The following is a 20015-nucleotide window of genomic DNA, read 5'->3' as shown; positions in this document are numbered from 1 at the left end:
TTCGCGCCTTGCCTTGAAGTGTGCCTCGGGGTGTTGTCTTGCCCCTGCAGGCGGTTTTTACATGCGTATTGGTACGCTGGTTCCAATAAGTTGTTGGCCGCCACTTACCGTACTACTACCAGCAACATTCATAAGAGAGGAACGACCGTGCACAACGTCGTCATCAGCGGCACAGGCCTGTACACCCCGGCCAACAGCATCTCAAACGAAGAGCTGGTGCAGTCTTTCAATACCTATGTCGCCCAATTCAATAGCGAGAACGCAGCCGCCATCGAGCGTGGTGAAGTCGAGGCGCTGAGCGAGTCCAGTGCAGCCTTCATCGAAAAGGCCTCGGGTATCAAGAGCCGTTTTGTGATGGACAAGCAAGGCATCCTCGATCCGCAGCGCATGAAGCCGAATCTGCCGGAGCGCTCCAATGACGAGTGGTCGATTCTCTGCCAGATGGGCGTGGCCGCTGCCGAGCAAGCCTTGCAGCGCGCAGGCAAGACTGCAGCCGATATCGATGGCGTGATCGTCGCCTGTTCCAATCTGCAACGCGCTTACCCGGCCATTTCCATCGAAATCCAGTCAGCCCTCGGTGTGCAGGGCTATGGCTTCGACATGAACGTCGCCTGTTCTTCGGCCACTTTTGGCATTCAGGCCGCCTGCAACAGCGTGCAGTTGGGTCAGGCCCGTGCGTTGCTGGTCATCAGCCCGGAAATCTGTACGGCACATTTGAATTTCCGTGACCGCGACAGCCACTTCATTTTTGGCGACGGTGCTACTGCCGTGGTTGTCGAGCGTGCCGATCTGGCTACGTCTGCGCATCAGTTTGATATCGTCAGCACCAAACTGCTGACCACCTTCTCCAACAACATCCGCAACAACTTCGGTTTTCTCAATCGGGCTTCGGATGAAGGTGAAGGTGCGCCGGACAAGCTGTTCGTCCAGGAAGGCCGCAAGGTATTCCGCGATGTCTGCCCGATGGTGGCGGAACTGGTGGGTACTCATTTGAATGAAAACGGTTTGAATGCCAGTGACGTGCAGCGTTTCTGGCTGCATCAGGCGAACCTGAGCATGAACCACCTGATCGTCAAGAAACTGCTCGGGCGCGAAGCCAGCGTCGAAGAGGCACCGGTCATTCTCGATACCTATGCCAACACCAGTTCTGCGGGTTCAGTGATTGCCTTTCATTCCTATCAGGACGACTTGCCCAAAGGCGCGCTGGGCGTGCTCAGTTCGTTCGGGGCGGGTTATTCGATTGGCAGCGTGATCCTGCGCAAGCGCTGATCACGGACTTGAAGGGCTACAGAGCCTGAAAAGAAAGACAGGCTGACATTGGCAGATCGACGGATGATGGGGATCGATATGCCAAGGCCAGCCTGTCAAAAACGAGAGCGTGTAGCTATTTACGAAACGTCGGCGAGCGGTGATCAGGCAAGGCGAAAACAGGCGAGGAACGGTCGGAGTCGCGCTCGACTTTACTGCTGTAAATGAGCATTCCGATCGGACTCGCGCACGAGCCTGTTTTCAACGCCGCATGATCGACGCGCAGCCAGTTTGCGTTAGAACTTGGCTTCTACGTCCAGCTGCAGAGTATTCACATCTGCATCACGTGGGCTGGTTGAAGTAGCGTAGTCGGCTTTGGTCAGGAAGTAGGTTGCGCCGACAGAGAAATTCTTGTCGATTTCGTAACCAACTTTGAGCTTGTGGCCGCGTGAACCTGTAGTGCCGTTGGCGAAGTCCGAGTCAGTGAAGGCACCGACCACAGCGTTACGCTGAGTGTCGCGGTAGTTGTAGTCGAGGTTGAAGCCGAACACCTTGGTCTTCACGCCAGTCAGCCAGGCAGTGTCCTGATCGTCAGTGCTGTCATTGTTGACGACGTACTGTCCATACAGAGCCAGCGGCAAGGCCAGGCCGCTGATGTCGATCTGGCCGAAACCTTCATACAGACGGAACTGGTTGGTGGTGTTGCCGTTGACGCGCAGGGCAGCACTGTCCTTGTCGTTACGGAAACCGTAGAGGCTGCCGCCGAGGGTGACTTTCAGGTCATCGGTCGGTGCGAAGCGTGCGCCCAACTGGCCGGCGTACATGGTCAGGTCGTGACGGAACTGGGTGCCGTCGCCGTCGATGTTGTCCTTGAGGGTGTAGTGACCGGCGCTGCCGAACAGTTCGGTCTTGCCGCCCAGCGGCAGTTTGTAGGTGGCCGCCAGACCTTCCGGGTTGATGTCGCTATCCCAGATGACGTCGCCCATGCTGACCCATGGCTGGTTCATCTTGCCGCCGATCACGTGCAGATCCTTGACCGCAGTCGGGGCGTAGTCGATGTAGCCCAGATCCAGCCACAGATCCTTCTTGACGAAGTAGCCGTCCAGATCCTGGTTGGTGGAGCGTGCATCGCTGCTGCCGCCGGTGGCGATACGGATACCGGTGCTCACCTGAGGGTTGATTTCGGTGTAGGCACCCAGACGGGCACGGATACGCTGGCGGTCTTTGTCCTGAGCGTTGGTCTGGCCGTCGATGTTGATGGTTTCCTGACGAACGCGCACGTCACCCTTGAATTGGGTCTTGGTGGCCCAGGCGATCTTTTTCTCGAACTCGGCTTGAGAGGCGGACTTGCTCTGCTGGATATCTGCCAGCGCTTGTTTCTGAGCCTGCTGGTCTTTTGCCAGTTCGGTCTGCAACTCAGCGTATTGGGCCTGATTGATCGAGCCGTTGGCTCTGAGCATGTCCAGCAGTTTAGCGTCGACTGCGGCGTTGGCGGAAACACTCATGGCCAATGCCAGGCTGCCGGAAAGGGCGGCTGCAGTACGTGTAGAAACAAGACGCATGTCAATCTCCATAACTGAATAGCGGATGGCGAAAAACCATCCTTGTAAAAACCACCCAACAGGCAGGGCGCTGTGAGGGTTAGTACCCTCTGTTCTAAAAACAGGCGCCAGTATTGCGACTGGTTATTTCAGTAAGGTGGCAATACGATGGCATGTTGGTGACGATTAAAAGTCGTAAACATGCGAGCTAGAGCCTTCGCAGCAACAATTCGTGAACATTGCGTTTCGATGGGGGATACTGCTGCGTCCTTCGATCAGTCTGGAAAGCCTGCATGTCCTTACCAACCGCCAGCCTCAGTGATGTTGTGCCTGCGCACTGGGATGCGCTGGTTCCCGATGGCCAGCCTTTCCTTCGTCACGCCTTTCTCAGTGCCCTGGAAGACAGCGGCAGCCTCGGGCCTCGTTCGGGCTGGAAGGCCGAGCATTTGCTTCATTACGAGAACGGCGAACTGATTGCGGCATTGCCCGCTTACCGTAAATGGCATTCCTACGGCGAATACGTCTTCGATCACGGCTGGGCCGATGCCTGTCGGCGTGCGGGCATCGCTTACTACCCCAAACTGCTTGCGGCTGTGCCGTTCAGCCCGGTGAGTGGGGCGCGGGTCTTGGCGCAAACGCCAGAGGCGGGTCTGCAATTACTCGCGGGGCTGCCGGATTATCTGCAAGGCGAAGGCTTGTCGAGCGCCCATGTGAACTTCACCGACCCTGCTGCCGATGCCCTGCTGGGTGCTCAGCCAGGCTGGTTGCAGCGCTATGGCTGCCAGTTCCATTGGCATAACCGCGGCTATCGGGACTTTCAGGACTTTCTCGATGCCTTGAGTTCGCGCAAACGCAAACAGATGCGCAAGGAGCGTGAGCAGGTCGCGGGGCAGGGGATCGAGTTCGAGTGGCTTGAAGGGGCGCAGATGAGCGAGGTGCTGTGGGACTTCGTTTATGCCTGCTATTCCAATACCTATGAAGTACGCGGGCAGGCGCCGTACCTGACGCGAGAATTCTTCAGCCTGCTGGCCGAACGCATGCCCGAGGCGATTCGTGTGGTGCTGGCCCGTCAGGGCCATCGTCCGGTGGCCATGGCGTTCAGCCTTACCGGTGGCGACAGTTTCTATGGCCGTTACTGGGGATGCCTGGCGGAATTCGACCGCCTGCATTTCGAGACCTGTTTCTATCAGGGCATGGATTACGCCATCGAAAAGGGGCTACAGCGTTTCGATGCGGGAGCGCAGGGAGAGCACAAGCTGATTCGTGGCTTCGAGCCACAGATCACCCATTCCTGGCACTACCTGCTGCATCCGGGATTGAAGGACGCCGTGAGTGACTTCCTGGAGCAGGAGCGGGTCGGCATCCTGGCTTACGCCGAGGATGCGCGAGGGGCTTTGCCGTATCGGCAGTCAGGCGTGTAGGAGCGAATTTATTCGCGAATGAATTCGCTCCTACAGGTTGTCTCAATCAACCCCTACAAACCCGCCGGTCTGATGCTGCCACAAGCGTGCATACAGTCCGCCACGGGCCAGCAGTTCGGCGTGGGTGCCGGTTTCGGCTATCTGGCCTTTCTCCAGAACCACCAGACGATCCATGCGGGCGATGGTCGAGAGACGGTGGGCGATGGCGATGACGGTCTTGCCTTGCATCAGGGTTTCCAGGCTTTCCTGAATCGCGGCTTCGACTTCCGAGTCCAGCGCTGATGTGGCTTCGTCCATGATCAGGATCGGCGCGTCCTTGAGCAGAACCCGCGTAATCGCGATGCGCTGCCGCTGGCCACCGGACAGCTTCACACCACGCTCCCCCACATGAGCATCGAAACCGGTGCGGCCTTCGGAGTCGGACAGCAGCGGGATGAACTCTTCGGCGCTGGCCTTGTGCACGGCGTCCCACAGTTGCTCGTCGGTCGCGCCAGGATTGCCATACAACAGATTGTCGCGGATCGAACGATGCAACAGCGACGTGTCCTGAGTGATCATGCCTATCTGTGCCCGCAGGCTTTCCTGGGTGACCTCGGAAATATCCTGGCCATCAATCAGAATCCGTCCCGCCTGCACGTCGTACATGCGCAGCAGCAGGTTCACCAGCGTCGACTTGCCTGCACCGGAAGGGCCGATCAGGCCGATTTTCTCACCGGGCCGGATATCCAGGTTGAGGTTGTGAATGATGCCGTTGCCATTCCCGTAGTGGAAATCCACACCCTCGAACTTCACGCCGCCCTTGGCGATCTTCAATTGCGGCGCATCAGGTTTGTCGTTGACCGTGACCGGTTGCGAGATGCTTTCCAGCCCGTCCTGCACGGTGCCGATGTTCTCGAAAATGCCGTTGACCACCCACATGATCCAGCCGGACATGTTGACGATCCGGATCACCAGTCCTGTCGCCAGAGCGATGGCGCCCATCGAGATCAGCGACTGGCTCCAGAGCCACAGGGCCAGACCGGTAGTCGACACGATCAGCAGGCCGTTCATGGTGGTGATGACCGTATCCATGGCGGTGACTACCCGGGCAGCCAGTTGGGTCTTGTGGGTGTGTTCGCTGATGGCTTCGCGGGCATAGCGCTCCTCGAAATTGGTGTGGGCGAACAGCTTGAGCGTGGTGATGTTGGTGTAGCCATCGACGATCCGGCCCATGAGTTTCGAGCGCGCATCGGAGGACACCACCGAGCGTTCCTTGACCCTTGGCACGAAGTAGACCAGCGACAGGATGTAAGCCGCGATCCAGAGCATCAGCGGGATCATCAGTCGCCAGTCCGCTTCAGCGAATAGCACCAGCGAGCTGATGGCGTAGATCAGCACATGCCAGAGGGCATCCACGGCTTGTACGGCCGAGTCGCGCAGGGAGTTGCCGGTCTGCATGATGCGCTGGGCGATGCGTCCGGCGAAGTCGTTCTGGAAGAAGTTGATGCTCTGCCTGAGCACATAACTGTGGTTCTGCCAGCGAATCATGTTGGTCATGCCGGGGCTGATGGTCTGATGCACCAGCAGGTCATGCAGGCCGACGAAGACCGGGCGTAGCAGCAGGGTCACGATCGCCATCCAGATCAGTTCGCTGCCATGGACCGTGAAGAAATCCTTGGCGGGCGTGGTCTGGGCCAGGTCGATGATGCGGCTCAGGTAACTGAAAAGCGCGACTTCGATCAGCGCTCCGATCAGGCCGACCACCAGCAGCGCGGTGAAAACGGGCCATACCTGGCGCAGGTAATAGACGTAGAACGCTAGAACGGTATTGGGCGGGGAGGCGGTAGGTGCGTCTCGGAAGGTATCGATCAGCTTTTCAAAACGACGATAAAGCATTGGCTATGATCCCCACGCGATGTGGGTTCTCCTTGATGATTGGAGGCTCTCCCTGACAGAGCGCATGCAGCCGGCCTTGAGCCTGGGCTGCATGCGTCCGAATTCCCTTTACTCGACGCGCTTGGCCGACTTGATCAGGATCGGGTCGACAGGCACGTTCTGCATACCTTTCTGGTTGCTGGTCTGGGCGTTGACGATCTGGTCCACCACGTCCATGCCCTTGACCACTTTGCCGAACACCGCGTAACCGTAGTCACGTACGCCGTTGTCGAGCATGGCGTTGTCATTGGTGTTGATGAAGAACTGGCTGGTTGCCGAGTTCACGTTCGACGTGCGGGCCATGGCGATGGTGCCGCGTACGTTGTGCAGACCGTTCTGAGCTTCGTTCTTGATCGGGTCCTTGGTGTTCTTCTGCACCAGATACTGGGTGAAGCCGCCACCCTGAACCATGAAGCCCGGGATCACGCGATGGAAAATGGTGTTGTTGTAGAAACCGCTGTCGACATAGCCCAGGAAGTTCTGGGTGCTGATCGGCGCTTTTTCGTCAGCGAGTTCAAGTTCGATCTGGCCGAAGCTGGTGTCGAGCACCACATGAGTGGGCTTGGCTGGAGGCTGGGCCGCCATCAGGTTGGCTGCGAACAACACGGAGCAGGCGGCGAGGGCGATTTTTTTCAGCATGGGGCAGAGAGTCCTTCAGTGATGATGTCGACTGTGGCTGGCAAGGTAACCACGTTTGGCTTTTTTTGCCCAGTGTGAACAAAGCCTGAAACCCCGCATGCGGTTTTCAGACCTTCGTTGACGCAATGAATTCCAGAACGGTGCGATTGAATTGCTCGGGCTGGTCCAGCGGCGTGGCGTGGCGGGAGTTCTTGATGACCACCAGCCGGGCGTTGGGTAACTGTTTGACGTAGGCCTCCTTGAGGGCCACCGGCGTGTAGTCGCGATCGGCACTGATGATCAGCGTCGGGCAGGTGATCCGTGACAGTTTTTTCTCCACGCCCCAGCCGACAATCGCATCGAAACTGGCCAGGTAGGCGCGCTTGTCATTCCTGCTCCAGCGCTCGGCCATTTTCTGGCGCAGTTCGGCCTGCTCCGGTTTGGGGAACAGCAGTTTGCCCAGGGCATGCCCCAGCGTGTTCATGCTCACCACCCGCGACAGCGTCCAGCGCCTGATCAGTTGCATCAAGTCGCTGAAGCTTTGGACCTTCACCTGCGGCGCACTGTTGACGATGCACAGGCTCTTGAGCAGGCCAGGCTGATCGACCGCTATCTGAAAGCCGATCATGCCGCCCATGGACAGGCCAACGATATGCACCGGCCCCAGATGCAGATGCTCGATCAGGGCTTCGACATCGGCGCTGAAGCCCTTGATGCTATAGCGCTCATGGGGTTTGTCCGAGCGACCATGGCCCCGTGCATCCATGACGATGACCCGATAGTGCTCGGCCAGCACCGGAATCTGGTATTCCCAGTCCTGGCAACTGGAGCCCAGGCCATGCAGCAGCAATACCGGTTCGCCCTGGCCGTATTCCTCGTAGTGCAGTGAACAGCCATCGTGTTCGAAAAAAGTCATTGGGTCCTTCCCCGTCAGGCTTGTTGAGGCGCCGCGAATGCCGCTGTCAGCGGGGCCGTGTCGAACGTTCGGATCAAGTCGATCAGGATCTGTGTTGCCGGCCCCAACGGCTTGTCTTTACTTGAGTAAAGATAGAACGACGGATTGCGACTGCCACCTTTGTCCAGCGGCAGGATCTTGAGCACACCCTCCTTGAGTTCCCGTTCGATCATGTGCCGCGGCAGCCAGGCAAAGCCCAGGCCGCTGCTGACAAAGGTGGTCGCCGTGCCAAGGCTGCCGACCGTCCAGCGCTGTTCGGCGCCGAGCCAGCCGACGTCACGAGGCTGTTGTCTGCCCGAGTCACGGATCACCACTTGCAACTGGCTTTCCAGGTCCTGGAACGTCAATTCGCGATTGGCCAGGTGCAAGGGATGTTCGGGATGGGCAACTGCCGTGAACTCCACGGTGCTCATTTCCGTGCCCAGATAACCGGGAATGTTGTAGCCGCTGATAGCCAGGTCGGCCACGCCTTCAAGCAGCACTTCCTCGACACCGGACAGCACTTCTTCGCGTAACCGCACCCGACAGCCACGGCTTTGCGGCATGAACGCGGTCAAGGCCCGCACCAATCGCGCCGTGGGGTAAGCCGCATCGACGACCAGACGCACCTCGGCTTCCCAGCCTTGCTCCATATGATGAGCAAGGTCTTCCAGTTGGCTGGCCTGTTTGACCAGTTGCCGGGAACGGCGCAGCAACACGCCACCGGCTTCGGTCAATACAGCCTTGCGGCCATCGATACGCAACAGCGGCACGCCGAGCTGATCCTGCATCCGCGCCACGGTGTAGCTGACCGACGACTGTGAACGGTGCAGCGCTTCGGCGGCCTGGGCAAAACCACCGTGATCGACAACGGCCTGCAAAGTGCGCCATTGATCGAGGGTCACGCGAGGGGCTTTCATTCTGTTATTCCTCTTTCCATCCCTATTGTCCTAATCTGACAGTCCTTTCTCTGGAGACTGTCGGATGAACAGATTGTGCTGCGTACTGCTGGCGATGCTGCCCTTGAGTGCTTTTGCCTATCCCATCGAGGTGGAAAAGAAGTACGAGGGCGTACAGATCGACTACAACAGCCACGACACCTACCACGACACCGGCTCCATTACCGTGAACAACTACGGCAGTGTCGATGCCAAGTGTTCGGTGGTGTTCCGCAACGGCCCCGAAGCGCCACGCACTCGTCGTGTTCAGGTAGCCGCCGGGAAAAGCGTCGATGTCTCTTCCAAGTTCAATCGCAGCATTATCAAGCTGCGGATCACGCTCACTTGTGAGCCTGAATAGCAATGAGGGTAGAGCGCTCCTACGGATAAGACAAATAATTAGATATATAGGAGCAGGTTTTTGCGCTTTTTCATCGATAGGTTCACGTTTAGCCTTCTCTCCATCAACTCAACACATTCTTGGATGGAGATCACAGGTCATGTCCCGTGTACTGGTTATCGAAAGCAGCGCCCGCCAACAGGATTCGGTTTCACGTCAACTGACGCAGCAATTCATCAGTCAGTGGAAGAATTCGCACCCTGGCGATGAAATCACGGTGCGTGACCTGGCCATCGATCCTGTCCCTCACCTGGACGCAACCCTGCTGGGCGGCTGGATGAAGCCTGCCGAGCAGCGTACTGGCCTCGAGCAAGCTGCGCTGGAGCGTTCCAACCTGCTGACCGATGAACTGATTGCTGCCGACGTACTGGTCCTGGCGGCACCGATGTACAACTTCACCATCCCCAGCACCCTCAAGGCCTGGTTCGACCATGTGCTGCGTGCCGGCGTGACCTTCAAATACGGCGAAACCGGCCCTCAAGGCTTGCTGACCAACAAGCACGCTTACGTGCTGACCGCCCGCGGCGGCATCTATGCCGGCAGCAACAATGATCATCAGGAACCCTACCTGCGTCAGGTGCTGGGTTTTGTAGGGATCCACGATGTCAGCTTCATCCATGCCGAAGGCTTGAACATGGGCGGTGAATTCAGTGAGAAAGGCCTGAATCAGGCGATTGCCAGGCTCGCTGAAGTGGCCTGATTGAAGACTGTGTAGGAGCGAATTCATTCGCGAGACGTCATTGAAAACGACATACCCCTGTCTGACTCAACTGAACTCTCGCGGATGAATCCGCTCCTACAGAATCGCTAGACACCCAAACCACCAACCCGCTATGTTCGCGACCTTCAAAAAAGGGGCGCTCATGGGCTATCTACTTATCGTTACGCTGATCCAGGCGTTTTCCTTCAGCCTGATCGGTGTCTATCTGGCGGGCCATGTCGACAGCTACCTCGCCGTGCTGATTCGCGTGGTGCTGGCGGGGCTGGTATTCATTCCGCTGACCCACTGGCGAAAGGTCGAACCGCGTTTCATGCGCGGGATGCTGCTGATCGGTGCGTTGCAGTTCGGCATTACCTATGTCTGTCTCTATCTGAGCTTCCGTGTCCTGACAGTGCCAGAAGTGCTGCTGTTCACCATCCTCACTCCCTTGCATGTGACCCTGATCGAGGACGCCCTCAACCGGCGTTTCAACCCATGGGCCTTGCTGGCTGCCGTGGTCGCGGTGCTGGGGGCGGGCGTGATTCGCTATGACGGGCTGGACGGCGACTTCCTCGGTGGCTTCCTGCTGCTGCAACTGGCCAACTTCACCTACGCCGCCGGGCAGGTGCTCTACAAACATCTGGTGGCGCGCCACCCGAGCGACCTGCCGCATTATCGGCGTTTCGGCTATTTCTACCTCGGTGCGCTGGCGGTAGTCCTGCCGGCCTTCCTGATGTTCGGCAATCCGCAGAACGTTCCCACCGACGCCCAGCAATGGAGCGTTCTGCTGTTCCTGGGGCTGTGTTCCACAGCATTGGGTATGTACTGGTGGAACAAGGGCGCGTGCCTGGTATCAGGTTCGACCCTGGCCGTGTTCAACGTCCTGCATGTGCCGGTGGGCCTTTTGGTCAACCTGTTGATCTGGAACCAGCACGAGTCACTGAGCCGTCTGTTCATTGGAGGGGTGCTGATTGTGGTGTCGCTCTGGATCAGCCGGTTCGGGGCCAGGCCTTTGCTGGTGAGGGGGCAGTAGGGCTAATGCAGATCAATTGAGGCATACCTGTCACTTGTGGGAGGGGCCTTGGCCGCGACGACTCAATTACAGGCAACACGTTTATGTCGCCGACAACGCTCCGAGCAGTAACGCACCTCATCCCAGCAGCGCGCCCATTTCTTGCGCCAGGTGAAAGGCAGTCCGCAAGTCGCACAGGTTTTGACTGGTAGCTCACTTTTTTTCACATCGACTTCTCCGCGCAGTGAGGCCTGGTTTCTGGAAACGAACATTGTCGTTCAAGTTGCTATTGGTGGTGGAGCTGTCGACCTCGCTATACTCCGGCAGGTCCCACATCAATAGAGCGTTTCAAAAATGGCTGTTCAACCGCCCGTGCGCTGCTACGCTACGGCAATGCGCAAGGCCTCAAGACGGCTTACTCAGCTCTATGATGATGCCTTGGCCCCTTCGGGGCTTCGCTCGACCCAGTTTGCGATTCTTGCGGAGCTGGTGCCTCGGGCCGAATCTCCGCCCACATTGCAGGAACTGGCCGATGCGCTGGTTCTGGATCGCTCCTCATTGGGCCATAACCTGAAACCCCTTGAGCGCGACGGGCTCGTTGCGCAGCAAACCAGCCTTGCCGATCGCCGACGTCGACTGATCATGGCGACGGTCGAAGGGGAAAAGGCATTCCACGACGCCCGGATCTTGTGGCGACAGGCTCAGGAGCGGTTTCTCAAGACCTTCGGCGAGGACGCGGCGGGTGAGCTGTGCAAGGCGTTGCTCAGCATTGCCTATGACGAACGCCTTCTCACCGAAGAGTGAGGACCGCTCATGACGCTCGAATGACCCCTTTGAGCATCGCGAAGTAACTGATCAGAGCGTATGCCACCAGCGAAAAAGCCGTGGCAATGGCGATGTTCGACAGTTGGGGCTCCAGATACCAGGCGGCCAGCCAGCTCAACGATGTGGCCAGAAGCATGCGGGTGGTCATCGCAATGAAAGGCGCACCTGCATGGCCAGCCCCTTGGGCGGCGAACCCGAAGACGAAGCCGAATCCGAGTGCGGCATAAAATGGCGCCACAATGTGCAGATAGGTTTTTGCGGGCTCCAGCACGGCGGGGTCGGTGCTGAAAAACTGCAACCACAGCATCGGGAAGACAGCGACGATCAAGCCAATGACCCCGACAAAAGCGGTGCCGACCAGTATTCCGGTCCAGGCAATCTTTCTGGCCCGCTCGGTGTTGCCTGCGCCTATGTTGATCCCCACCATCGTCAAGACTGCGGCCGATAAACCGAACAGCAGCGGAATCATCACGTAATCCAGGCGCGAAGCAATCCCGAAGGCGGCCAGGGCGTCTGTGCCCGCCAGGCCGACTGCGCCGGTGATCAGGATGACAATCAGGTTGGTCATGACGGTGCTGAGCGCAGCAGGAAGGCCGACTTTCAATATTTCCCTGATCAGGCGCCACTCGAATGCAACCTTGCGGATAGTGAGGTTTGACTTGCCCGACATCATGTAGTGCACGAGAAAGAACGCTGCCGTCACGTAAAAGATGGCAAAGGCAGTCCCAGCGCCTGCAATCCCCATTGCCGGGATCGGGCCAAACCCGAAGATCAGCGCCGGGGAAGCCGGGATCAGAATGATTGCGCCTATGAGTGTGATGAGCGCGGGGATCTTTACGTTTCCCGAGCCACGAAGCGATGCGGTGATCATGTTGACGATCCACATGGGCACCGCGCCCAGAAACAGATAGTTGGAATACTTCAGGGCCGCATCCAGGGCTTCGCTGCGCCCGCCCATGGCGTGGTAGAGAAAAGGCCCCAGCAGGAGCGCGGCCACTGTAAATGCCAGGCCGATGAAAACCGCGAGAATGATGGAGTGCATCAGCAGCGAATCGGCATCGTGTTCGTTTCCCGCTCCAAAAGCACGGGCTACCGCCGAGGCCACGCCGCTTCCGATTCCGCCGCCGGACATCGTCACCATCAGCATGTAGAACGGAAATACCAGGGCGACACCTGCCAATGCAGCCGTTCCCAAAAGCCCTACGTAATAGGCCTCGGCCATGGTCACGGCGGTCTGTGCCAGCAGTACGGCGACCGTTGGCCAGGCGAGCAGCAGTAACGTCGAAAGAATCGGCCCGGTGAGGAGTCTTTCGCGGGCAGAGTTGGTGGGGGGCGATGCTGTCGCTGCGGGTTGCTGAGCAACCACCGGGGGGAGTTTTGACATGGCAGATCCGGTATCAGTGCAAGGGCATCAGCGGCAAGGCAAGCGTCACTGGTTTAATGGGTATATGCCCATAATATGACCATTTTTCAGGCTGGGGGCAATCGTCCGGTGCTGATCGACTGTCATGCATGCCCACCGGTTATCCAGTGATGCCCTCCGATTCGCGCATTCCGGCCTCGTAGAGCGCGGCTAAATGCCCGGTCGAGCAACAAAATCCACCCACAGTGGTAAAGAAACTCGGCCCCGGCGCTCGAAACCGTTACGCTATGCAGCTGTATTTTTGTATTTCGTCGAGGTAGTACCCGTGTTTTCCGAATTCGCCCTGCACGAACGCCTGCTTAAAGCTGTGGCCGAGCTTAAATTTGTCGAGCCTACGCCTGTGCAGGCCGCCGCTATTCCGCTGGCATTGCAAGGGCGTGACCTGCGGGTGACTGCACAAACCGGTAGCGGCAAGACGGCTGCTTTTGTGTTGCCGATCCTCAATCGCCTGATCGGCCCGGCCAAGGTACGTGTGGATATCCGCGCCGTGATCCTGCTGCCGACCCGCGAGCTGGCTCAGCAGACCCTCAAGGAAGTCGAGCGTTTCTCGCAGTTCACCTTCATCAAGGCTGGCCTGATCACCGGTGGCGAAGATTTCAAGGTCCAGGCCGCAATGCTGCGCAAGGTGCCGGATATCCTGATCGGTACGCCGGGTCGTCTGCTGGAGCACCTCAACGCCGGCAACCTGGACCTCAAGCTGGTTGAAGTGCTGGTCCTCGACGAAGCCGACCGCATGCTGGACATGGGCTTCTCCGAAGACGTCGAGCGTCTGGCGGGCGAATGTGCCGACCGCCAGCAGACCATGCTGTTCTCGGCCACCACCGGTGGTTCGGGTCTGCGGGACATGATCCGCAAAGTGCTGAAAGACCCACAGCACCTGCAGCTCAATAACGTCAGCGAGCTGGCCAGCGGTACTCGTCAGCAGATCATCACCGCTGACCACAATGTCCACAAAGAGCAGATTCTCAACTGGCTGCTGGCCAACGAGACCTACCAGAAAGCCATTGTGTTCACCAACACCAAGGCAATGGCCGATCGTCTGTACGGGCGTCTGGTCGCTCAGGAATACAAGGCGTTCGTGCTGCACGGCGACAAGGACCAGAAGGACCGCAAGGCGGCCATCGACCGTCTGAAACAGGGCGGCGCCAAGATACTGGTGGCCACTGATGTGGCGGCGCGCGGGCTGGATGTGGATGGCCTGGATCTGGTCATCAACTTCGACATGCCACGTAGCGGCGATGATTACGTTCACCGCGTAGGCCGTACCGGGCGTGCGGGCAGTGAAGGTCTGGCGGTTTCGCTGATCTGCCACGGCGACTGGAACCTGATGTCCAGCATCGAGCGCTACCTCAAGCAAAGCTTCGAGCGTCGGACCATCAAGGAAGTCAAAGGCACCTACGGCGGACCGAAGAAGGTCAAGGCCTCGGGCAAGGCTGTCGGCACGAAGAAGAAAAAGACTGATACCAAGGGCGACAAGAAAAAGGTTGCCGCCAAGGGGCCGACCAAGCGCAAGAGCGTCAATCGTCCCAAGTCTGATTCGCTGGTAAGCAAGGACGGCATGGCGCCGTTGAAGAAACGCAGCACACCGGCACCTGCGGCTGAGTAATCTGCCACTCGCGACTGAAGTCGCTCCCACACACAGCCTGTGGGAGCGACTTCAGTCACGAACGATCTCCCTCCGTCTCCCCGGCTGAACGGCCACCCTCGCAACAGGTCACAACCTCTGAGTAGCAAGCCCGTGGCCGGACGTCATGGGCTATTCATCCATGCTGGACGGAGGTTTTACAAAATGGCTTACAACTGGGACCTTATCGAACGTCTGCTCCATGAAGTACAGAACAGCGCTGGCGAGTCCTTTGCTCCGCGCAAATATGCCGAGGATCATGCGGCAGCCAAGGCTGCTGAAGGCGAGTCTGTGGGTAATCTGGATCACTTGAAGACCGAAGCTGCCGATCTGGAAGCGCTATTGCTCAAGCACAACTACATCGAACCGCGTCCCGAAGAGGAAGGCGGCACGGGCTCGAACTTTGTCCTGACCGCTCGCGGGTCGAGCCTGCTGGCGATGATCGACAGCAGCATTCCGGGCAACGATCATCCGCGGCAGGTGCTGGATGATCAGGCCGATGCACTCGACCCTTCGACCTTCGATGAGGTCGCGTCCAAGGCGCAAGTGGCCTGAGCCCCCGTCATGCCTTTTGTGAGGCCTTCAGGCAATCCAGGTCCGCGAAGTCCTCACGCATGTCTGCGATTCTGGCCAACAGGCGTTTTCGCTGCTCGGGTGTGCTCTGTGCGATCACGTCCACGAGCAGCGAAATCGCGGCATGCTCGGCCTTGTTGTAGTTCTGGCGGTATTCAGGCGTCCAGAAGGTTTCGCGATTCTGCAGCAGGGCGGCAATGCGCTGCGGGAAGTCGCTGGCCTGACGTTGCTGCACCGTAGCCAGGAACAGGTTCTGCCAGCGGGTGCGGTTTTCTATCCAGGCACGGTTCTGTTCGCCCAGTGAGGCCGACCAGGTTTGAACCCGCGCTTTCTGTGCTGTGCTCAACTGGCCCAGCCAGGGCGTGAGGCGTTTTTCCATGCGCTCGGAGCGTTCGGCGATCTGCTTGTCCAGCGGCTCGTTGAGGAGTTTGTTTTCCTGTTTGCGCTTGTCCTTGGCGAATGCGTTCTGCATCTCCTGAACCTGCTTGTCATCGAAGCGGGCCAGCAATTCGACGGCCGAGGGCGTGATCTGGCGGGAGATTTTCGCGATGGCTTCCTTGGCTTCTTCAGTACGCGCTTCCAGCTCTGCCTGGGTGACCTGATCGTTTTTAACCATGTCTTCCAGGCGATTGAACCAGGTCAGGTAGTCGGGCAGTTGTGTACTGCAATGCCAGCTCAAGTGCTGTTTGAGACGTTCGTCGAGCCAGTTCTTTTGCGTACGACTCATGTCCAGATAGTCGTTGAGCGTCCAGGGAATGATCACGTCAAGGTTGCGATACGCCAGACCCACCTGGCTGCATGCAACAAGCAACGGCACGGCCATCAATAGCTTAATGAAGGCTTTGAAACAATGCATGACAGCTCCTCGACGCATTGAGTGACTTGTAGAGGAGTGTAGGAGCTGGCAGTTCAACTTACTTGAGGCGTTGCACGAAAACCGGTTACCTGAAGTGTCATGCAAGCCTAGAAGAACGAGCGTACGGCCTTGATCGTGAACATCCCTTCGCACCGGGAATTATGGCCGCTGTAGACGCTGCAATCGGAGCCGCTGAGGCTCGATCCGCTGTAAATCAGGTTCATGTCGATCCCCAGCCATGGTCGTGACAGCTTCAATGACCAGTCGTTGAAACCGCTGATCAATGAACCGTCATCGCCGGCCTGCGGCGTGTCGAACTGGTGATTAGCGTATTGCATGCGAACGCCCAGGCCCAGTTGCTCAATGGCGCCAAGGTCGATGAAAACAGTGCTGTTGCGGATGCCGACATCATTGCTGAATGCCGCGCCAACCCGGCTGTTGAGCACGCGCAGCCCGGCATAGAACTCATGGCTGTCGATCTGGCTGGTGTCGGGATAGCTGTAGCGAATCATCCCCAGTTCGTAACCCAGGGTGTTGTCGAAGGGTTTCTTGAAGCCCATGTAGGAATCGACTTCAAGTGTCGTGTCTTCGGTAAAGCCCATGTTCGGTGACCACTGACCGAAGTAAAAGCCGCTTTCATGGGTCAGGTCCAGCCCGCCGTGGAAGGAGCCGGAGTTGCCGTTGGGTGTCACCAGCCCCTGGGCCATGCTGCGTGTGGGGGTGGTCGCCAGTTTTAGGTCGAAGTCGCCCAGGTCCCGTTCCAGAACCTGGGCGTAAACCTGCTGGCACAACAGCAGCGTGCTGAGAGACAGCATCTGTAATCGAATATTGAGCATGGCTCACTCCTTAAGCGTGTCGAGGAGTGTGGTCACAATGGCGTATCGAAAACGGCGCAGGGGCCCGACACAAGCCGCGAGCTAGAGCCTCGCAAGCATACCGATGAAATGCCGGGGATGCGGACCGTTCGTCGATCCGCAGGAGCTTCAGTTGCTGGCTGTTGTCTCGGTGGGCGCAATGATCAGCCCGCGAATCACCACCAGAGCCTGCTCGAACGAGGGATAGCCGCTCTTGGCCACGTCGAGTTCGGCGTATTCGGTGCGATAGCGCTCGGACTTTTGCGGGTCGCTCATGCTCAGTTGCTGGGAGAGCAGGGCGATGGCCAGAGGGTGCCGGTATTTGTCGGCTGCGGTCTGCAACAGATCGATGATCCGCTTCTGCTCGGCCTGCTCGCGAATCAGCAACACTGCCTGATAGAACTCGGCTTCACCGGATGCATCGTCGATGGCGGCGCGTCGCAGCATGGCTTCGGCCAGTTCGTAGTTTTCGCGGTCAGCTTCGCTGATCAGCAGCTTGGCCTGAAGCATATCGTGCTGATACAGCAGATGGCCTGCACGGCAAGGGCTGTCAGTGAGGGGATTTTCATTGGGGCCGTTTTCGCAATGCTGCGATGCACAACCACCCAGGTAGATCAGAGCGCCGAAAAGCATCCAGTTCTTCATTCAAGCATTCCGCAAAGCAAAAGGGGTCTGCTACCAGAGCGTTTTCCTGCTCTTGGTTTGGAGATAATGAAGGAGATTAGCAGTGAGACGGGAGATGTAGCTAGCGCCCTGCATTGATCAGGGCGCATAGAAACCGCAAAGCAGTCGGGGAGAATTACTTCTTGCCGAGGTTGATGTGCTTGGACGGGGTAAAAGTCTGGCCGCTCACGCCTTTGGCGATTTGCTGGATTTCGCCGCCGGACTTAAGGAAAGCTGCGATCTGGGCGTTGATCGAATCGCTCGTTTCAACGGCTGGAGCTGGCTTTGCTTTGGTGTGGGATGCCTTGATACGCATGACTGCCATAACCTTCATAAACTTCGTACGGCCAGCCATCCTACAGGAAATGAAGGGTCTCTGCTGGCTTAATAAGACGCGCAGCCAAATGAGCGGCCCGTGAGCAGTGAAGGTGAAGGCCCGGCATGACACCCTTAACTCTCTGTTTTAAATGGGAAGTCATCATTGATGGCGGCTGGTTTTGTCTGTGGATGTTCTGCCCGGAAAACTGACGAGCGGGAGCTGGTCAGTAATGCCTGCACATCCCGGGCATCTGTTCGCCAGCACGCTGCCCGCCGCGAGGGCCGGTGATCTGCCGCGCGAATGCCGACGTAAAGTCGGGTAGAATGCCGCCTACGTAATGAGGGTATCTGCAAATGGCGTTAATCGGGCGTTACAACAGCTTGCAAGTGGTCAAGCACACTAACTTCGGTCTGTATCTGGACGGTGCTCAGGATGGTGAAATCCTGCTGCCCAACCGGTATATCCCCAAGGATATTCCTACTGAAGATGAAGACTGGATCAACGTTTTCATCTATCTGGACAGCGAAGACAAGCTGATCGCCACCACTGAAAAACCCAAGGTTCAAGTGGGTGAGTTCGCCAGCCTGAAGGTGGTAGAGGTCAACAGCATCGGCGTGTTCCTGGACTGGGGGCTGCCCAAGGATCTGCTGCTGCCGTACTCCGAAGAGAAGCGCACGTTGCAGGCAGGTGATTATTGCGTGGTGCATGTCTATCTGGACAAACACTCGCGCCGCATCACCGCCACTGCGCGCCTGGATCGCTATCTGGACAAGACGCCTGCCAATTACAGCGTGGGTCAGGAAGTCGACCTGCTGGTTGCCGAAGCCACCGACATGGGCTTCAAGGCGATCATCAACAACAAGCACTGGGGCTTGATCCACAAGAACGAAGTGTTCAAGTTCCTGCGTCCCGGCAAGCAGGAAAAAGGCTTCATCAAGGAAATCCGCGCCGACGGCAACATCAGTCTGAGCCTGCAACCGGTCGGTGCTGAAGCGGCGGGCAGCCTGAACTCCAAGATTCTCGCCAGATTGCGTGAGAACAATGGCGTGTTGCCGGTCAGCGACAAGAGCGATCCACAGGTCATCAGTGGCCTGTTCGGCGTCAGTAAAGGGAACTTCAAGAAGGCTATCGGTGCCTTGTATAAACAGGGTCAGATTGTGATTCATCCTGACCGTATCGAACTGACCTGATACCGGGTGCGCCCATGAAAAAAGTCCTTACAGCCTACTTCAGTACGCTTCTGGCTTTTCTGATCCTGGATGGTATCTGGCTGGGATTGCTCATGGGCTCGACCTATCGGGACTGGCTCGGGCCGCTGATGCTCGCCGCGCCGCTGTTGGGGCCGGCGGTCGTGTTCTATCTGCTGTACGCGGCGGGGCTGGTGATATTCGGCGTACTGCCCGCGCTCAAGGCGCAACGCCTTGGGCATGCAACCCTGTATAGCGGGCTGCTGGGGCTGATTGCCTACGGCACTTACGACCTGACCAACTGGGCGACCTTGCAGGGTTGGCCTGCGCAGTTGGCGCTGGTCGATCTGGCCTGGGGCACCGTTGTCTCGGCCCTGGCCGGGACGGCGGGGTATCTGGCGACACGCCGCCTTGCCTGAACCCCTTACTTCTGCACAAAACCCGCAAAGCTGAGGTTGCTGCCCTTGGGGCGCATGTCCTTGAGGAACGAATCCTTGTCGGCGCTCAACTCAAGGCTGACGGTCGGCTTGCGCTTGCCGGCATTGCGCACTTCCAGGCCTTCGATGTGATCACGCATGAAGACGGTGGTCACCTTCAGGTGCAGCAATTGGTCGGTTGCCGGAGTGTGCAGCAGCAGATGCAGCCATTCGTACTGGCCGACTTGCAGGCGTGCCACGGGCAGATCGAACCACCAGATATTGCGCTTGGTATCCAGGATGGCGAAGTGGGTGTTGTTGACGCCCAGCACTGCGCCGCCCAGATCCTGGTTCCTGCGTGCGATGGCCAGCTTTTTATCGAGTTTCATAACGTTCCTGTGAATCGGTTTGTTCAGTGTGCCGGGCACAGACTGACTGCGACGCGCATTCTCGCACAAACACCGGAAATAAGACCTGCCCATAAGCTGACGAACGGAGGGCTTTGGCGGGAAAATAATTGAAACTCTGCGCGACGGCCCCCGGTCAATT

Annotated in this window: 22 protein-coding genes; 10 read left to right on the top strand and 12 right to left on the bottom strand. The window is 58.1% G+C overall.

Annotated elements, in window-relative coordinates; genetic code table 11:
• Positions 1 to 147 precede the first annotated feature (147 nt).
• On the top strand, positions 148 to 1269 hold the full coding sequence (locus ACODS3_RS18070; protein WP_201000055.1) for a beta-ketoacyl-ACP synthase III: 1122 nt from the start codon (positions 148 to 150) through the stop codon (positions 1267 to 1269).
• 275 nt (positions 1270 to 1544) lie between these two features.
• On the opposite strand, the gene ACODS3_RS18065 is transcribed toward ACODS3_RS18070, so the two are convergent.
• Positions 1545 to 2810, bottom strand: a complete 1266-nt coding sequence (locus tag ACODS3_RS18065) for a putative porin (protein ID WP_201000054.1) — start codon at positions 2808 to 2810, stop codon at positions 1545 to 1547.
• Between the two features lie 272 nt (positions 2811 to 3082).
• Between ACODS3_RS18065 and ACODS3_RS18060 the strand changes: the two genes are divergently transcribed.
• Complete coding sequence (locus tag ACODS3_RS18060; RefSeq protein WP_489035569.1) at positions 3083 to 4210, top strand: GNAT family N-acetyltransferase; 1128 nt, start codon at positions 3083 to 3085, stop codon at positions 4208 to 4210.
• Between the two features lie 42 nt (positions 4211 to 4252).
• On the opposite strand, the gene ACODS3_RS18055 is transcribed toward ACODS3_RS18060, so the two are convergent.
• The 4 genes from ACODS3_RS18055 to ACODS3_RS18040 all read right to left on the bottom strand — a co-directional run bounded on the left by ACODS3_RS18055 (position 4253) and on the right by ACODS3_RS18040 (position 8596).
• Entirely contained in the window at positions 4253 to 6085 is a 1833-nt protein-coding gene (locus tag ACODS3_RS18055) for an ABC transporter ATP-binding protein (RefSeq protein WP_489035567.1), read from the bottom strand.
• A gap of 108 nt (positions 6086 to 6193) precedes the next feature.
• Positions 6194 to 6763: a peptidylprolyl isomerase gene (locus tag ACODS3_RS18050; RefSeq protein ID WP_025261430.1), complete on the bottom strand. Its 570-nt coding sequence runs from the start codon at positions 6761 to 6763 to the stop codon at positions 6194 to 6196.
• Between the two features lie 106 nt (positions 6764 to 6869).
• Positions 6870 to 7658: an alpha/beta fold hydrolase gene (locus tag ACODS3_RS18045; protein WP_025261429.1), complete on the bottom strand. Its 789-nt coding sequence runs from the start codon at positions 7656 to 7658 to the stop codon at positions 6870 to 6872.
• Between the two features lie 14 nt (positions 7659 to 7672).
• Positions 7673 to 8596 carry a LysR family transcriptional regulator gene (locus ACODS3_RS18040; protein ID WP_025261428.1) on the bottom strand — a complete coding sequence of 308 codons (924 nt, stop codon included), beginning with the start codon at positions 8594 to 8596 and terminating at the stop codon, positions 7673 to 7675.
• 64 nt (positions 8597 to 8660) lie between these two features.
• Here ACODS3_RS18040 and ACODS3_RS18035 point away from each other — a divergent pair, with 64 nt between their 5' ends.
• From ACODS3_RS18035 to ACODS3_RS18025, 3 genes are all read left to right on the top strand, one after another.
• Positions 8661 to 8975, top strand: a complete 315-nt coding sequence (locus ACODS3_RS18035) for a hypothetical protein (protein WP_025261427.1) — start codon at positions 8661 to 8663, stop codon at positions 8973 to 8975.
• Between the two features lie 139 nt (positions 8976 to 9114).
• Complete coding sequence (locus ACODS3_RS18030; protein WP_025261426.1) at positions 9115 to 9714, top strand: FMN-dependent NADH-azoreductase; 600 nt, start codon at positions 9115 to 9117, stop codon at positions 9712 to 9714.
• Between the two features lie 163 nt (positions 9715 to 9877).
• On the top strand, positions 9878 to 10747 hold the full coding sequence (locus ACODS3_RS18025) for a carboxylate/amino acid/amine transporter (RefSeq protein WP_489035564.1): 870 nt from the start codon (positions 9878 to 9880) through the stop codon (positions 10745 to 10747).
• 62 nt (positions 10748 to 10809) lie between these two features.
• Here ACODS3_RS18025 and ACODS3_RS18020 read toward each other — a convergent pair whose 3' ends face one another.
• A complete protein-coding gene (locus ACODS3_RS18020; RefSeq protein WP_074568822.1) occupies positions 10810 to 10953 on the bottom strand; it encodes a DUF2256 domain-containing protein in 144 nt (47 codons plus the stop codon).
• A 127-nt stretch (positions 10954 to 11080) separates the two neighbouring features.
• Here ACODS3_RS18020 and ACODS3_RS18015 point away from each other — a divergent pair, with 127 nt between their 5' ends.
• A complete protein-coding gene (locus ACODS3_RS18015) occupies positions 11081 to 11530 on the top strand; it encodes a MarR family winged helix-turn-helix transcriptional regulator (protein WP_489035562.1) in 450 nt (149 codons plus the stop codon).
• Positions 11531 to 11537: 7 nt separating this feature from the next.
• On the opposite strand, the gene ACODS3_RS18010 is transcribed toward ACODS3_RS18015, so the two are convergent.
• Positions 11538 to 12935 carry an MATE family efflux transporter gene (locus ACODS3_RS18010; RefSeq protein ID WP_025261423.1) on the bottom strand — a complete coding sequence of 466 codons (1398 nt, stop codon included), beginning with the start codon at positions 12933 to 12935 and terminating at the stop codon, positions 11538 to 11540.
• Positions 12936 to 13239: 304 nt separating this feature from the next.
• On the opposite strand from ACODS3_RS18010, the gene ACODS3_RS18005 reads away from it, so the two are divergent.
• Together ACODS3_RS18005 and ACODS3_RS18000 are read left to right on the top strand one after the other, a co-directional pair.
• Positions 13240 to 14580 (top strand): DEAD/DEAH box helicase, encoded by a 1341-nt coding sequence (locus ACODS3_RS18005; protein WP_489035560.1) that lies wholly within the window; start codon positions 13240 to 13242, stop codon positions 14578 to 14580.
• Between the two features lie 183 nt (positions 14581 to 14763).
• Positions 14764 to 15153, top strand: coding sequence for a transcriptional regulator (locus tag ACODS3_RS18000; protein WP_201017303.1), 390 nt, complete (start codon positions 14764 to 14766; stop codon positions 15151 to 15153).
• A 7-nt stretch (positions 15154 to 15160) separates the two neighbouring features.
• On the opposite strand, the gene ACODS3_RS17995 is transcribed toward ACODS3_RS18000, so the two are convergent.
• From ACODS3_RS17995 to ACODS3_RS17980, 4 genes are all read right to left on the bottom strand, one after another.
• Positions 15161 to 16027, bottom strand: coding sequence for a DUF6279 family lipoprotein (locus ACODS3_RS17995; RefSeq protein WP_201017302.1), 867 nt, complete (start codon positions 16025 to 16027; stop codon positions 15161 to 15163).
• A 107-nt stretch (positions 16028 to 16134) separates the two neighbouring features.
• Positions 16135 to 16863, bottom strand: a complete 729-nt coding sequence (locus ACODS3_RS17990) for a TorF family putative porin (protein ID WP_489035557.1) — start codon at positions 16861 to 16863, stop codon at positions 16135 to 16137.
• 147 nt (positions 16864 to 17010) lie between these two features.
• A complete protein-coding gene (locus tag ACODS3_RS17985; RefSeq protein WP_304575942.1) occupies positions 17011 to 17526 on the bottom strand; it encodes a hypothetical protein in 516 nt (171 codons plus the stop codon).
• A gap of 154 nt (positions 17527 to 17680) precedes the next feature.
• Positions 17681 to 17869, bottom strand: a complete 189-nt coding sequence (locus ACODS3_RS17980; RefSeq protein ID WP_025261417.1) for a hypothetical protein — start codon at positions 17867 to 17869, stop codon at positions 17681 to 17683.
• Positions 17870 to 18216: 347 nt separating this feature from the next.
• On the opposite strand from ACODS3_RS17980, the gene ACODS3_RS17975 reads away from it, so the two are divergent.
• Together ACODS3_RS17975 and ACODS3_RS17970 are read left to right on the top strand one after the other, a co-directional pair.
• Positions 18217 to 19053 (top strand): CvfB family protein, encoded by an 837-nt coding sequence (locus ACODS3_RS17975; RefSeq protein WP_201017301.1) that lies wholly within the window; start codon positions 18217 to 18219, stop codon positions 19051 to 19053.
• Between the two features lie 14 nt (positions 19054 to 19067).
• Positions 19068 to 19469 carry a DUF2177 family protein gene (locus tag ACODS3_RS17970; RefSeq protein ID WP_201000036.1) on the top strand — a complete coding sequence of 134 codons (402 nt, stop codon included), beginning with the start codon at positions 19068 to 19070 and terminating at the stop codon, positions 19467 to 19469.
• A 5-nt stretch (positions 19470 to 19474) separates the two neighbouring features.
• On the opposite strand, the gene ACODS3_RS17965 is transcribed toward ACODS3_RS17970, so the two are convergent.
• Positions 19475 to 19855: a hypothetical protein gene (locus ACODS3_RS17965; protein ID WP_201000035.1), complete on the bottom strand. Its 381-nt coding sequence runs from the start codon at positions 19853 to 19855 to the stop codon at positions 19475 to 19477.
• Positions 19856 to 20015: the final 160 nt, after the last annotated feature.

Source organism: Pseudomonas sp. FG43 (assembly GCF_057809175.1).
Note: the sequence above shows the minus strand (reverse complement) of the source record. Positions and strands in the feature narration are given on the sequence as shown.

Bases quoted from the DNA above. Each gene is read 5' to 3' on its own strand.
- ACODS3_RS18065 (WP_201000054.1), bottom strand. From the start codon at position 2,810: ATGCGTCTTGTTTCTACACGTACTGCAGCCGCCCTTTCCGGCAGCCTG.
- ACODS3_RS18060 (WP_489035569.1), top strand. From the start codon at position 3,083: ATGTCCTTACCAACCGCCAGCCTCAGTGATGTTGTGCCTGCGCACTGG.
- ACODS3_RS18055 (WP_489035567.1), bottom strand. From the start codon at position 6,085: ATGCTTTATCGTCGTTTTGAAAAGCTGATCGATACCTTCCGAGACGCA.
- ACODS3_RS18050 (WP_025261430.1), bottom strand. From the start codon at position 6,763: ATGCTGAAAAAAATCGCCCTCGCCGCCTGCTCCGTGTTGTTCGCAGCC.
- ACODS3_RS18045 (WP_025261429.1), bottom strand. From the start codon at position 7,658: ATGACTTTTTTCGAACACGATGGCTGTTCACTGCACTACGAGGAATAC.
- ACODS3_RS18040 (WP_025261428.1), bottom strand. From the start codon at position 8,596: ATGAAAGCCCCTCGCGTGACCCTCGATCAATGGCGCACTTTGCAGGCC.
- ACODS3_RS18035 (WP_025261427.1), top strand. From the start codon at position 8,661: ATGAACAGATTGTGCTGCGTACTGCTGGCGATGCTGCCCTTGAGTGCT.
- ACODS3_RS18030 (WP_025261426.1), top strand. From the start codon at position 9,115: ATGTCCCGTGTACTGGTTATCGAAAGCAGCGCCCGCCAACAGGATTCG.
- ACODS3_RS18025 (WP_489035564.1), top strand. From the start codon at position 9,878: ATGGGCTATCTACTTATCGTTACGCTGATCCAGGCGTTTTCCTTCAGC.
- ACODS3_RS18015 (WP_489035562.1), top strand. From the start codon at position 11,081: ATGGCTGTTCAACCGCCCGTGCGCTGCTACGCTACGGCAATGCGCAAG.
- ACODS3_RS18010 (WP_025261423.1), bottom strand. From the start codon at position 12,935: ATGTCAAAACTCCCCCCGGTGGTTGCTCAGCAACCCGCAGCGACAGCA.
- ACODS3_RS18000 (WP_201017303.1), top strand. From the start codon at position 14,764: ATGGCTTACAACTGGGACCTTATCGAACGTCTGCTCCATGAAGTACAG.
- ACODS3_RS17995 (WP_201017302.1), bottom strand. From the start codon at position 16,027: ATGCATTGTTTCAAAGCCTTCATTAAGCTATTGATGGCCGTGCCGTTG.
- ACODS3_RS17990 (WP_489035557.1), bottom strand. From the start codon at position 16,863: ATGCTCAATATTCGATTACAGATGCTGTCTCTCAGCACGCTGCTGTTG.
- ACODS3_RS17985 (WP_304575942.1), bottom strand. From the start codon at position 17,526: ATGAAGAACTGGATGCTTTTCGGCGCTCTGATCTACCTGGGTGGTTGT.
- ACODS3_RS17980 (WP_025261417.1), bottom strand. From the start codon at position 17,869: ATGGCAGTCATGCGTATCAAGGCATCCCACACCAAAGCAAAGCCAGCT.
- ACODS3_RS17975 (WP_201017301.1), top strand. From the start codon at position 18,217: ATGGCGTTAATCGGGCGTTACAACAGCTTGCAAGTGGTCAAGCACACT.
- ACODS3_RS17970 (WP_201000036.1), top strand. From the start codon at position 19,068: ATGAAAAAAGTCCTTACAGCCTACTTCAGTACGCTTCTGGCTTTTCTG.
- ACODS3_RS17965 (WP_201000035.1), bottom strand. From the start codon at position 19,855: ATGAAACTCGATAAAAAGCTGGCCATCGCACGCAGGAACCAGGATCTG.